Source organism: Streptomyces sp. NPDC060049, assembly GCF_042736715.1.
In the GTDB taxonomy this organism is placed as follows: domain Bacteria; phylum Actinomycetota; class Actinomycetes; order Streptomycetales; family Streptomycetaceae; genus Streptomyces.
In genome coordinates, this window is the sequence record NZ_JBHWVV010000005.1 from 193127 (window position 1) to 205074 (window position 11948).

An 11948-nucleotide genomic window follows, 5' to 3' on the forward strand; every position below is an offset into this window, starting at 1 on the left:
CGGGGGTCACCGCCGTGGGTGCCGTCCCTTGGTGTGCCACGTTCCAGAATTTCACATATCACCCGAAATGCGTCATCGTGCCGATGGCGGCGGTCCTGGTGCCGGACAACGATTGAGGTCGGGGAGCCGTGGCGGACACGGTGGCGGGCGGGTCAGCGGCCTGGCGACGGCGCCGTAGCACTGATCTCACGGCCAGGTGGAGCACGTCGGCGATGAGGAGCAGTACGCCGGCGGTGACCAGGTACAGCATCCCGTCGACGGTCGCGCCGATGATGATCAGCACGATCGCGGCGGTCAGCAGGAGGGAGAAGAGGACCACTGTGTGATGCCTCGGTTCGCGGATGTGAGCGCCGGAGGCGCGGCAGGATGGTCCCGATGGTCCCGAGGATGGAGATGCAGGCCAGGAAACCGGCTGCCAGCAGGATGATCCGGGACGATCATGATGTCCGCCGATCTCACGGAGTGCGCAAAGCCCCTGCTCTCAGGGTAGATCCGCCCTCTGCTGGTGGCCTCCCGGGCAGGACAGTCCTACCTTCGAGAGGCACCTCTGGAGCGCGCCACGCGCGTCGTCCTCGGATTCGTCCTCCTGATCGCCGCCCTGGTCGTCGTCGTGGCCGGCGTCGTGGCCGGCGTCGTGGCCGGCGTCGTGGCCGGCGTCGTCACTGACGGCCGCGCCCACGAGCTGACCGGCGGATGCTCCGTATTCGACTACGAGGTCACCGGCTCGACCGGCACCCTCGTCCTTTACGGCATCGCCGTCGGGGCCGTGGCCCTGCTCAGGATTAGGCTCAGCCTTCTCTTGGGTGGTGCCCGCTACCGCGCATCGTGGAGATCGGGCACAGGGCCGAGGCGGTCGAGGGCGGCGCCAAGAAGACCGTCGCCCGCGGGACCGGCAGCTGGCACCTGTGGGCCGAAGGGCCCCGCTGAGCAGATCGAGGGAACGCCAAGCAGGCCGGGGCGAACATCCACGACTCCACGGGTCGTCGCCGGGTTGGGCACGCCGTGCCCGCGGTGAGAGCGCGAGGCAGCGGCAGGCGCGGTGTTGGTCACCGCGGACAGGAACGATCCGTCGGCGTACGAGAGCGTCGCCGGCCAGGACTGGGACGCCCGTGATCGAGGTGTCCTGGCAGCCAGGCTTCTTCCGCGAGGCACTGCGGGCACTCGCAGAGCGCGAAGGCCACTGGTCGTACGTGTCATCGGTCAGCGCGTAGGCATCGCGTGCACAGCCGGACGCGGACGAGTCGGCGCAACTGCTCCCGGCCACCGAGCGGGACGAGGTCGGCCACGACGAGTTCGTGCAGGCCAAGGTGGCCTGCGAGGAGGTCACGGCGGCCGCGGGGGGGGATCCCGGCCGAGGCCCGAACCCCTCTCCCTCGAACGGGTGGAGCCGAGGCCGCCGGCGTACCGCCTCACGAAGATCGGCCGGCTCGCGTCTCCGACCGGCCTCGCACAACGGAACGAACCCCCGGCCTGTCCGGCCAGGGGTTCGTGGACGCGGTGCGCACCGCACGGAGCAGTCGCGGCGGGTCTTGCGCCGGCCGAAGGGGCCGGGCAGGTCCCAAGATGCGGTCCCGCGTCCGGTACTGCTGTGGGTGCGGCGGGGCCGTGCCTGCCCCCGGTGGTGATCGACCAAGACTTGCGGTTGATGTCGAACCGGACACAGGGCAGGATCCTGAAGCTCTCAAGCGGCGGGGCGTGCCTGTGACGCCTACCCCTCCAGAGCCCCACGGGCCCTCTTGAGTCCTTTCCTGGCCTCGCTCAGCCTCTCCCTGCACCGGGTGATCTCCTCGGGATTGCCACGCGGCAACGCATCCTTGAGGTCGTTTTCCCGCTCAAGCACCTCATGCTCCGCTTTGAGGAGCCGTTGCTCGGATTCCTTACGCCGTTGCGCAGCCTCGTCGCCCATCGTCATCTCTACCTCAGGTCGAGTTACCCCAGCCACACAGCTCGCCACAGATGCAAACCCCGTAAGCCCGGCACACAGCAGACACCATGCCCCCAAGACCTATCAGCTCCCCCGCTGGTCAGGGGCATGACCCACGAGAAACGGCTCAGGAACACGGGCAGCCACCGCCGGCGGCCTACCCTCGACCGCACGCCCAAGGCCCCAGCGGGCGCGGGGCAGACAACGGGCCGGGCACCCGCTACGAGCACGACGCGACCCAGGTCCTGGCGGCGTGCACGGCTGGCGGAGGCAGGGCCGGTGGTGACCCGGCGCGGCGAGGACGTCGCCCGCTGTCTCACATCCCACAGCGGGACTTCAGCCGGCTGAACCAAGAACAACAGCAACGGCCCGATGCACTGGGCGCCGTCGGGGCGAGCACGAAGGTGCCCGGGACATCCACGTCCGGGCGGGACGCAGCGGCCTTCCAGCGGGCGTCCACGCGCTCGGAGCGGCAGGGCGGCGCAGTGCCGGGGCGGGGCCATCTCGAGCGGCTCGCGAACGGCGGCGAGCACCTGATCGGGGTGCGGATCGCCAACCGGAGGCAACGCCGCGACCGGCTCGACCAGGCGCACTCGCCGCGCCCGCCGACCTCGGCATCGACTGGGCGCACAGCCCACGCACACGGGTCGGAAAGGGGCCGGCGTGGATGGGGCTAGGTTCGCTGCGGGCGGTGCGGGGCGGAGTTCGGGGCCCTGGGGGAACGAACCGGCCCGGGAACGCCATGCGTCCCGAGCAGCTCGATCTCCTGGCAGGAGACGGGTGGCGGGCCGTGTCAGGCCGCGGCCTCGGGGTCCGCCGCAGTGGCGGCAGCGCCGTACTCGGCGTTGAGGCGTTGCGCCTCCTCAAGCTGGTCTTCCAAGATGACGATCCGGCAGGCGGCGTCGATCGGGGATGCCGTCGTCGACGAGCTCGCGGGCGCGGGCGGCGCTGCGCAGCTGGTAGCGGGAGTAGGCGGCCGGTGCCCGCAGGTGCTCCACGCGACGGGGTCGGCGCCGTCCGGCAGGAATTAGGGGCGACCCGCCGCCCCCGTGCCCTCCTGCTCACCTGGCCCGGTGACGTGAACCTGTACCTCGGATGGCGGCGGGGACGAGGGCAGCAGTGGCAGTCCGCCGGGTTGCGCCCAAGACTCGTTGCCGGGGACGAACACGAGGGAAGGGTTGTATCCAATGACGCAAGCCGGGGAGGAAGAAGGCGTCACCGCGCGCCCGATCGGTACGGTGGATCAGCATCGGAGCAGAGCCGCATACCTGCGGGCCGCGATCAGACGGACCAACCTGCTACCGGCATTCTTGGTGCTCACTGTCATGATGGTGGCCCTGTGGCTCATGGGTATGCCGTTCCTACAGGCCCTGACGATCTCGACCGCAGTGAAGATCGCGGTGGCCCTGCTCGAACTCCGTCGGCTGCCCGGCCCTCCCGACAGCTGACGCAGGCCCTCTCGCAACGCGCCCCTGTCACGCGTTCCGCCACCGGTGCGGCCGGGCCGCGCCGGAGCTGATCGCCGGCCAGGCCGCGCCCCTGCTGGGGCGCGGCCTGCGCCCGATCCGGCGGCCCAAGGGTGCCACGCAGGCCGCCACTGCAGGTGGATCCGCTGGAAGTGGAACCGCTGGAGGTGAGCCGCGCCCGATCGACCTGCTCACCGCCAAGGCCGCGTTCCCGGCCCGCAGAGTTCACACGCTCACGACAGACCGGTATCAGGTGCGTTCGTAGGCGACCTTGGCAAGCTGAACGGCCTGGTCGCGGGTCTCTTCGTCCACGATCCGAACGCTGATGCGGTACTCGTGGTTGCCGCCTTCGAGCCGATAAGCGGCGGGCGCGAGACTGCCGAGCAGCTCGTCGTCCGTGTCATAGGGAAGCCGCAGGTTGATCACGCCGTTGTGCGCATACACGTACGCGAACGCACCCTTCGGCGATCCCTGCCGGCGCACCCTCAGATAATCCCCGTAGTCCAACGCCGACTGGTCCTCGGCCCGCTGACGCTTGATGCCGTGCACCTTGACGTCAGGCCAGGCAGTGGCCTCGGCGAGGAACTCGACGAAGTGATCGGCCGCCGGGTTGCCTCGGAGGAGTGCGCGCACTGTCTCCTGCCCTTCGTGTGCGACACCCGGGATCGCGGCCGTGTCGGAACCCACGGACGGAACCGAGGCCCCACTCACAACGCCGGCAGACGACCTGCCCCCCTGGGCAATCAGCTGCTGGACAGCCTGGGATGCGTCGAGCTCCGCAGCCGTCCCCTCAAACTGAAAGACAGTCAGTTTCATGACTTCCCCCCTCTGCGAGATGAACTACGGTTGATTCTACGCAGACTTCCTCCAGCTTCGGCTGAGTTCCTACATCTATGGAAAAACTGGGTGTGGCTAGACCGCTTGACACCACGCCTGGCTATGGATGGTGGGCGGCGCCGACTGGTCCCGGTTGAGCCGGCCAGGTCGAGGTCGAGCAGCTCGTCACCGACGCCGCGGGCCACGGACCATGGGCTGATGTATTGCCCCGGGAGGGTGGGGCGCGGTCGGCGGGTGCTTTGCCTGCGAGTGCGGCGTGTCCGCGGTGGTGATTGGAGGTGTGCAGCCATTGCGGGAACGCTGCCTGGAGTTCGGCTTCTGACTGGTAGTGGCGGGCGTAGGCCCGTTCCTCGGCGAGAGCGCGGTTGAGGCGTTCTACCTTGCCGATGCTCCTATTGGTCAGTCGCCGGTCGGGCCGGGTTCGCTTCTGGGTGATTCCTCCCGCCTCCGGACATCGCGCCAGAGGCGGGACTTGCAGCAGGAGCCGTTTTCGGTCAGGACCCGCTCGACGGTGATCCCGCACGATCACGGGTGGCGGCGCCGGTTATTGCTGATCTGGAGGGGCGGTGCCGGCCTGATCGGGGAAGAGGGCTGGCACCGCAACCCGTCAGCCCGGCCAGGTGCCCGTCAGACGGCGTATGGCCACGGCGCCCGATCGGTCGACCGAGGCCTTGACCACGGCGAAGATCGCGCCCTGGATCGCTGCGGCGAGCAGGATCTGTTTCCAGGGCCGGTCCTCGTCCGTGGCATCCGGCGCGTCGCCTTCACCCTCGATGATCTTCCACGCCTGCCTGAACGCCGCGCCCGCGATCAGGCCGCTCGCGGCGCCGAGGGCGAGACCGACGGGCTTGTAGGCGACCCTGGACGCCTTCACCGGCGGCGTCCGCGGTTGCGACGCACCAGCACGAGCGCGAGCACCACGGCTCCGGCGACGAGGAGCGGGGTGCGGTTGACGCGCGCGACCGTCGCGGCCTGGCCGGCCTTCTCCAACAGCGAGTCGGGGGTCTTGTCCGCCGCGTACTGTCCGGCGCGGGTCGCGCTGTCCCACACCTGCGCCGCGGCTTGGGCGGTCTTGTCCAGGACGGGGTCGGGTGTGTTGTCCCGCACCAGCTGGGCGGCCTGTCCCGCCTTCTCGCGGATCTGGTCTGCGATCAGGGAGGCCTTCTCGGCGGTCTGCTGCTTCACGGCGGTGCCTTCTTCCTGGGGGTGGGTCCTGATGTCGTTCCTGGCGACTAGAGCCTCGACGGGTCTGGTCGAGGTCGTCCCGGGTATGAGCCGTTCTACTAGGCCCCGGCCGTGGTGTCCTGGATGGTGGCGTCGGCGTTGCGTTTGACTGAGTCGATGCCGTTCAGGCAGGAGCGGTGCGTCTCGTAGTGCTGGCTGGTGGCGATCACCTGGCCGTTGGTGGCGATCAGCGCGAAGTGATAGCCCTTCGCGGGCTGGTGCCGGACTTCGAAGCGAGCAGCCATGACGAATCTCCTCGTTGAGATGTGCATGCCGGGTTGTGGCGCGTTTACCCCGCCGCCGCCGCAACACCCCTCCAGCGAACAGGAGCTTTGCTTCAGGCCGGCAGGAGCAGATGGGAGCTCGCCCGGATCAAGGCGGCGCAGGCCAGGCCGGTGGCGCCTTCACATTGATCGTCCAGAACGGTCCCACCACGACGCAAGGCCGACCGGGAGCCCAGCCGCCCGGAAGCCGCGAGGCAGGGGGTGATCCGCCTGTGGCGGACCGGCCGGCCCCTCGTCCCGGCCGGGCTCCTCTCTCCACAGATGGAACGGCTCTTCGAGCTCATCTCAGCGCACCAAGTCTTCACCGTCGCCGACAACCTCGATGCGGCGCGCACCTTGTATCCGGGAGTGGTGCCGGGCAGGGCAGCCGAGCCGTGGTGCAGGTGGCAGCAGGGAGCGGGATGAACACTGCGACCGTCTTGCCTTCGTCATAGGGTCGGATCTGCGTACGGTCGGCGAGCCGGTTGACAAGCAGCCGGCCGAACCCTCCCGGCATCCGCGCGGTCCGCCACCTCGCGCCCCTTCGTCGTGAGCACCAGCATGACGACGACCGTGCCGGAGGAGAGCGGCCAGTAGCGCGCCTCATGGTCAGTTCTCCGGGCAGGTGCGGGGCACTCCGTTGTCGGCGTGGGCTGTGGGAGCGGCGGGGGGGAACTTCCCTGCTCGGCCATGTCCGTGAACCGGGGCATGCGGTCGCATGCTCAGAACATGGTGTTGTCGTTCTTGGAAGTGGGCGGGATGACCTGGAGGACGTCCCAGTGCTCCACGATCTTGCCGTCTTGGTCGAAGCGGAAGATGTCGATGCCCGCGTACTCCTCATCGGGCCAGGTCTGGCGGCAGTGCAGAACGACATGGTCGCCTTCGGCGATCGCCCGCTTGAACTCGACGCGCTTGCCCGGATACTCGGCGGCCATGCGGTCGAAGTAGTCGATGAACGCCTGCTTGCCGTCGGCCACGTGTGGGTTGTGCTGGGTGTAGGTGTCACCGGCGTACCGTTCGATGGCCTCAGCTGGTCGGCACTGATTGAACATCAGATCGTAGAACGCCTTGGCGGCGGCCTTGTTCGTCTCCGGATCGCTCATGGTGCCACCGTAGGAACAGTCCCCGGCCATGGCACGGTGAACGCGGCGATCACTGGCGGGTCTTACCGGAACGGCTCATGCCCGTCGCCGGATCGCCAGGGCGCCGGTTCGAATCGGGCCGGTTCCCTCCGGGACGCACGGCACCCAGCGCCGCCCCTGGCGAGCGCGCTCACCTCGTCCCGCAGCCATGGATGCATCGCTACTTGCAGGAGCCGATCCCCCCAGGGCAGCGCAGGGGTTGTCCCGTCGGCCGCAGCAAGCCGCTTCGGCCCGCCCAGTACCACCGGTCGACTGGAGTGACGGTCAGCCGCTCCGAGGCCCCGGCTGGCTGCCGGGGCCCGGGCGGAGCGGGGGCGTACGGGGTGGGGCTCAGCCGGTGCTTGAGCCGCGGCGCCGGCGAAGCACGACGGCCCCTCCCGCGAAGGCGAGTGCCGCGCTGGAACCGCCGGCAAGGAGCAGGGTGGAGGACGAGGCGTCGTCCTCCGTGCGCGGGGCACCGTAGCCGCTGGAGTAGCCGTTGGTGTCGTACTCCGACCCGGGCAGCTTGTCGGCGTAGCGGGCCTTGACCAGTTTCTGGTAATCGCTGAGCGACACCGACGCCTGGCCGCCCAGTCCTTGCCGGGCCTGGTCGTTGAGTGGCTCGACGGTGGTGAGTTTGAGCTGGTACCAGCCGCGGTTCTGCGGCTCGGTGAAGACCAGCGTGCCCAGGGTGGCCTTACTGGCGTATGTGGCGTCGCTGTCGCCGTCGCGGATGGCCGCCAGGTGCCAGCCGCCGCCCTGGGTGGGGGCGAGCATGACGGTTGCGCTGCGGCCGTTGACGGTGGTGCTCAGCGAGGAGACCAGCTGCGTCAGCTTGATCGCCTCGGTGGGCAGCGGCTTGGCGGTGCCCGCGACGAAGCCGGGGGTGATCTCGTTCCGTGCCACCGGGTCCTTGATCGTGAAGACCGGGAGGCTCTGGCACGGCTCGGCCGTTTCGGGAATCGTCTGGACCGACCCGCCGGCGCCGTCGGTGGGCACCGGAGTGCGCAGGAAGCGGCAGACGGCGTTGCGGACGTCGGTGGACTTCACCGCGTTGAGGGCGGCCTGGTAATCGGGGATGTCGGCCGGGAGCGGGTCCTTGGCAGGGGCCGCGTGGGCCGGACCGACGACGGACAGCAGTGCGGATGCACTCAGTGCGATGACGATGGACAGACGGGAGCAGCGAGAGGCCGCCCGCTCGCTGGACGTTTTGGTGCCGCTGGTGTCGCGCATGTCGCCTGCCTTAGCGGGAGATACCGATGCGGGAGTGGGTCCACTTGGACGAGCTGTTGCTCACGTAGTCGTTGTAGTTCCACCACGTGTACGTGGTGGTGTCCGGCCACGGGTCGGCCACGGCGATCGTGCTGTTCGACGTGTCGAAGCCGTAGACGACGTTCATGTGGCCGCCACCGGACGTCCACCCGATGCGGGCACCGATCGGCCGGGCCGCCTTGACGTCGGTGTACACCTGGTTGAACGTGGCCGCGCTGCTGAGGCCCGAGCCGGTGTGGGCCAAGCCGAGGCTGCTCCAGCCCCTGGCCATGTCGTCGAGGGTGGCGGGCTGGTTGTTGCAGCCGTAGGAGGGCTGTGCCCGGTTGCAGAAGTCCGTCTGTGTGGAGCCGAAGCCTTGGAACTTGGCGATGGTCAGCCCGGAGGCGACCCAACACCATTGGTTCTTCTCCTGCTTCAGCATGCTGATGGTGTCCTGACCCGCTTCCGCGTGAGCCGTGCCTCCCGCAGCCGTGAGCGATCCCAAAGCGGCCAGCGCGATGGCCGACGCCGTGGTTCCGTACCTGAACCTGCCCATTTTCCTGCCTTCCCCTGATGGGTACAACGAGATGAACGGGGCGATCTGGCACGAATATGACAGCGCATCATGTCTGGGTCACATAGGAGCCTTGCAGGAAATTACCTCCTACTGGTTATTTGTCAGGTAATCACGCGACTTAGGCACATGCAGCGCTCGTCCACCTGCCGAAGACGGCTGCGATGCTCACAACGTGCCCACCTCCGGCGGGCTCCAGGTGCTCCCTTCGCGGGCGCGGCGGCGCCGGGGTGGGGCCGCCGGGGAGCAGGCTCCCGCAGCACATATGTTCGCGTCCACTACACCTGGCGGGGTGGGCAGGTCGCGGTGGCCGGTGCCGAAGAGGTCGAGGTACTCCGCACGCGCCAGGCGCCGAGGAGGCCGCAGCAGGCGCCTGTCGATCCGGTAGCGGCAGGCGACGTCGAGGAGCAGGAAGCCGAGCAGCTCCCCGGTGGACCGCTTGGACGGGCGCGCCGCGCCTCCAGGGACCCGGTGCTGGCCACGTAGAGCTGGTGGACGACGTAGCACGGAGGCCGCCAGGTGCGCTGGGCGTCGGGCCCCAAGGGCGAAGGGCCCACCGGCCAGAGCGTCGAGCCTTCGGTACGCCCAAGGATCGGGGAGTGCAACGTCCCCACGCCTCGCCCCCCAGTCCGGTAGACCTGGACTCGAGGTCGGCACCCGCTGTGGACGCGTGAGGCCGCCTACCCGAGACTGAGGCCCGGCTTCGGGTCCCAGGCGTCGTGCGTCCCGCTCCGGGCGAATGGCCGCCGGGCCGAAGGCGCCGACCGTGAGCCCGCCTGCGTCAGGTCTGCCCGTGCCCCGGCGGACCGGCTGTGCCGACCCGCACCGTCAAGACAGCGGAACCGCCGGCATCCGCCGGCGCTTCCCTCAGGACAGGTTTCCGTCACGGCCCCTTGCCCTTCTTTCCCTTCTCCTTCCCGGGGATGTCCTTCGTCTTCGCCGCCCCCGGCGCCTTGGTCGGGCGGCGATCACTGCCCGGTTGCGAGGAGTAGGCGTCGGCTGGGCCGGCGGGCGTCCGGAGTTCCGGTGCGGTGGATGGTGCTGCGACTGGCAGCGGCGGCGCGGGCGGCGTTGATGGGGGGTCTGCCGCCCCGGTGTCCTTCGATGCCGACGGTTGCTCGCGGAACGGCGCGGTGGTAGGCGTGCTGTCCGCTGCTGGGATGCCACCCATCACCAGCGCGCAGGCTCCCGCGACACTCACTGCCGCGAGGCCCGATAAAGCCGCACGCCGACGGCGCGTAGCCCTGCTCTCCGCCGGTCCGGGCGTTCCCGCGGGCTCGGCGCGGGAACCGGTAGCGTCGAGGAGCCGCAACGGTGAGCGGTGCGTGGAGGTGTCCGTGAGCGGCGCGCTCCTTGCGGTGCGGGACGGCGGCGCCTGCGCGATGTCTTGCAGGCGCAAGTGAACGGCGGCGGCGTCGGGGCGTGCCGGGGGATCCTGGTCGGTCATTGCCATCAACAGGCGGGCGAGGTGGTCCGGCAGCCCCTCGGGTATCCGGGGCGGATGCAGGAGGTGCGCGGTGCCGGTCTCCACGGGTGTCCCTTGGTACTCCCGGTGGCCGGTGAGTGCTTCGAGAAGGGTCACTCCCAGGGCGTAGATGTCGCTGGCCGTACTCGCGCCCTGGCCGAGGAGCTGTTCGGGGGCCATGTAGGCGAGAGTGCCGACCAGGGTGTCGGGTGCGCTGCGGGAATGGTCGTTCACGGTCCTGGACAGCCCGAAGTCGGCCAGGTGAGGGGATCCTTCCTCGCTGAGCAGGATGTTGGAGGGTTTCACGTCGTGATGGACGATGCCGTGGGCGTGGACGTGGTCGAGGGCTGACGCGATGTCGGCGCCCATCCGTGTCACCTGGACGGGGCTGAGGGGGCCCGCGTCCACTCGGGTTCGCAGGGTGACGCCACGGATCAACTCCGTGACCATGAAGGCACCCTGTCCGTGGCGGCCGGCATCGTAGACGGTGACGAGGGCACGGTGGGAGAGGCGTGCCAGCAGGCGTGCTTCGTCACAGAAGCGGTCGGCGGTGACCGTGTCCGTGCCCACGCGGAACACTTTGACGGCCACCTCACGGCCCAGCACCTGGTCGAGGCCGCGGAAGACGTCCGCCGTCCCGCCGGATCCTATGGGGCCTAGGAGACGGTAGCGACCACCCAGTAGGGCGTCGCGCCCGGGGGGTGCTCCGTACGCGGGGACAGGCCGGGCCGGCATGCGGGGTCCTCCTCCACTCGCGGACAGTGCCGCACATCTACCCGCCGGGGCTCGCACTACGCAGGCCTCGGGCAGCCATCGCACCCGTGCACTTGGCAAAACGTCGGCGCGCGGATCTTCGAGCAGTAGCGTCGCGTACGGGTGGCCGCGACGGGAATCGGGAACCGCGGCCCGGCGTTGTCGCAGGTATGGGCGATGCATCCCGCCACGGACATGGGGAGCGCGGCCCGTCCGCCGTCGCGACTGCCCGCGCACGCCTCGCGGCCGACCGCGTCGACACCCTCGCGCGGACGGCCGCGCTGGGCCGCGACTTCGACGGAATCGTCGCGGCGAACGCCTTGGTCGCGGTCGACGACGAGCACGACCCCGAGGGGGCCAGCACCGCCTTCGAGCGGGCCCACGTGGCAGCCCTGATGGCGCAGGCGCGCGAGCACCTGGAAGAACTGGACCGGGCGCTGGAACGGCTCGAACGGGGCGAATACGGGCAGTGCGAGGACTGCAGGGGGACGATTCCGCCGGAACGCCTGGAGATCCGTCCAGCGGCGACCACCTGTGTCCGCTGCGCCCGGTCCGGCCCGAGCCGGCCGCCGCACCCCTGACTCCGGCCGGTGTCCCGCGTACCGGCGATCCTCCCGCGCGCCGGCCGGTGGTCGTGGCGTCAGGTGGTCCGCGGCTTCTGAGGGGGGCTCCCGCCGCGTGGAGGCTGGCGAGGGTCTGCCGGTAGGAGTTGACCAGGCTGGTCTCCAGGTAGCTGACCCCGAGCTCCTGGCAGTACCCGCGGACGATGGTCTCCGCGCCCTGCGCAGGCGCGGGCTGGGCATGCTCGGGAAGAGGTGGTGCTCGATCTGGTAGTTGAGACCGCCGAGGACGATGTCCGTCAACCGGCCTCCGCGCACGTTGCGGGAGGTCAGGACCTGGCGCCTCAGGAAGTCGGGCCGGTCGGCGCCCCGCAGGATCGGCATCCCCTTGTGGTTCGGGGCGAAGATCGAGCCGAGGTAGACGCCGAAGAGGCACTGCGGCGGCGTTCTCGGACGCGCTGACCTGCGGACGGATGCCACAGGGGAGAGCCCCTGCCGGTCGTACGGAGC

13 protein-coding genes and 4 pseudogenes are annotated in these 11948 nt (G+C 69.7%); 2 read left to right on the forward strand and 15 right to left on the reverse strand.

Annotated elements, in window-relative coordinates:
* Nucleotides 1-58: 58 nt before the first annotated feature.
* The 5 genes and pseudogenes from ACFWBY_RS11130 to ACFWBY_RS11150 form a co-directional block, all read right to left on the reverse strand.
* Nucleotides 59-319: a hypothetical protein gene (locus tag ACFWBY_RS11130; protein WP_385333068.1), complete on the reverse strand. Its 261-nt coding sequence runs from the start codon at nucleotides 317-319 to the stop codon at nucleotides 59-61.
* 162 nt (nucleotides 320-481) lie between these two features.
* Nucleotides 482-679, reverse strand: a complete 198-nt coding sequence (locus tag ACFWBY_RS11135) for a hypothetical protein (protein WP_385333146.1) — start codon at nucleotides 677-679, stop codon at nucleotides 482-484.
* A gap of 843 nt (nucleotides 680-1522) precedes the next feature.
* Nucleotides 1523-1728: pseudogene (locus ACFWBY_RS11140) on the reverse strand (DUF4236 domain-containing protein); the annotation flags it as partial.
* Nucleotides 1709-1912 carry a DUF1090 family protein gene (locus ACFWBY_RS11145; protein ID WP_385333065.1) on the reverse strand — a complete coding sequence of 68 codons (204 nt, stop codon included), beginning with the start codon at nucleotides 1910-1912 and terminating at the stop codon, nucleotides 1709-1711. The pseudogene ACFWBY_RS11140 and the gene ACFWBY_RS11145, both read right to left, overlap by 20 nt.
* An 805-nt stretch (nucleotides 1913-2717) precedes the next feature.
* Nucleotides 2718-2952: pseudogene (locus tag ACFWBY_RS11150) on the reverse strand (hypothetical protein).
* Nucleotides 2953-3111: 159 nt separating this feature from the next.
* Here ACFWBY_RS11150 and ACFWBY_RS11155 point away from each other — a divergent pair.
* Nucleotides 3112-3372, forward strand: a complete 261-nt coding sequence (locus tag ACFWBY_RS11155) for a hypothetical protein (RefSeq protein WP_385333062.1) — start codon at nucleotides 3112-3114, stop codon at nucleotides 3370-3372.
* A gap of 267 nt (nucleotides 3373-3639) precedes the next feature.
* Here ACFWBY_RS11155 and ACFWBY_RS11160 read toward each other — a convergent pair whose 3' ends face one another.
* The 9 genes and pseudogenes from ACFWBY_RS11160 to ACFWBY_RS11200 all read right to left on the reverse strand — a co-directional run bounded on the left by ACFWBY_RS11160 (nucleotide 3640) and on the right by ACFWBY_RS11200 (nucleotide 10860).
* Entirely contained in the window at nucleotides 3640-4206 is a 567-nt protein-coding gene (locus ACFWBY_RS11160) for a hypothetical protein (RefSeq protein ID WP_385333059.1), read from the reverse strand.
* 226 nt (nucleotides 4207-4432) lie between these two features.
* Nucleotides 4433-4746: pseudogene (locus ACFWBY_RS11165) on the reverse strand (integrase core domain-containing protein); the annotation flags it as partial.
* Between the two features lie 88 nt (nucleotides 4747-4834).
* Nucleotides 4835-5101, reverse strand: a complete 267-nt coding sequence (locus tag ACFWBY_RS11170) for a DUF4235 domain-containing protein (RefSeq protein ID WP_385333056.1) — start codon at nucleotides 5099-5101, stop codon at nucleotides 4835-4837.
* Nucleotides 5098-5412 carry a hypothetical protein gene (locus ACFWBY_RS11175; RefSeq protein WP_385333054.1) on the reverse strand — a complete coding sequence of 105 codons (315 nt, stop codon included), beginning with the start codon at nucleotides 5410-5412 and terminating at the stop codon, nucleotides 5098-5100. Before ACFWBY_RS11175 ends, ACFWBY_RS11170 begins: the two co-directional genes overlap by 4 nt.
* Nucleotides 5413-5510: 98 nt before the next feature.
* Nucleotides 5511-5696, reverse strand: coding sequence for a YegP family protein (locus ACFWBY_RS11180; protein ID WP_385333051.1), 186 nt, complete (start codon nucleotides 5694-5696; stop codon nucleotides 5511-5513).
* A gap of 740 nt (nucleotides 5697-6436) precedes the next feature.
* On the reverse strand, nucleotides 6437-6817 hold the full coding sequence (locus tag ACFWBY_RS11185; protein ID WP_385333048.1) for a nuclear transport factor 2 family protein: 381 nt from the start codon (nucleotides 6815-6817) through the stop codon (nucleotides 6437-6439).
* Nucleotides 6818-7186: 369 nt separating this feature from the next.
* Nucleotides 7187-8068 (reverse strand): hypothetical protein, encoded by an 882-nt coding sequence (locus ACFWBY_RS11190; protein ID WP_385333044.1) that lies wholly within the window; start codon nucleotides 8066-8068, stop codon nucleotides 7187-7189.
* Between the two features lie 10 nt (nucleotides 8069-8078).
* Nucleotides 8079-8642 (reverse strand): papain-like cysteine protease family protein, encoded by a 564-nt coding sequence (locus ACFWBY_RS11195; protein ID WP_385333041.1) that lies wholly within the window; start codon nucleotides 8640-8642, stop codon nucleotides 8079-8081.
* 901 nt (nucleotides 8643-9543) lie between these two features.
* A complete protein-coding gene (locus ACFWBY_RS11200; protein ID WP_385333141.1) occupies nucleotides 9544-10860 on the reverse strand; it encodes a serine/threonine-protein kinase in 1317 nt (438 codons plus the stop codon).
* Nucleotides 10861-11048: 188 nt separating this feature from the next.
* Here ACFWBY_RS11200 and ACFWBY_RS11205 point away from each other — a divergent pair, with 188 nt between their 5' ends.
* Nucleotides 11049-11459 carry a TraR/DksA family transcriptional regulator gene (locus ACFWBY_RS11205; RefSeq protein ID WP_385333038.1) on the forward strand — a complete coding sequence of 137 codons (411 nt, stop codon included), beginning with the start codon at nucleotides 11049-11051 and terminating at the stop codon, nucleotides 11457-11459.
* A gap of 70 nt (nucleotides 11460-11529) precedes the next feature.
* Here ACFWBY_RS11205 and ACFWBY_RS11210 read toward each other — a convergent pair.
* Nucleotides 11530-11876 (reverse strand): annotated as a pseudogene (locus ACFWBY_RS11210) (acyl-CoA desaturase); the annotation flags it as partial.
* Nucleotides 11877-11948 lie beyond the last annotated feature (72 nt).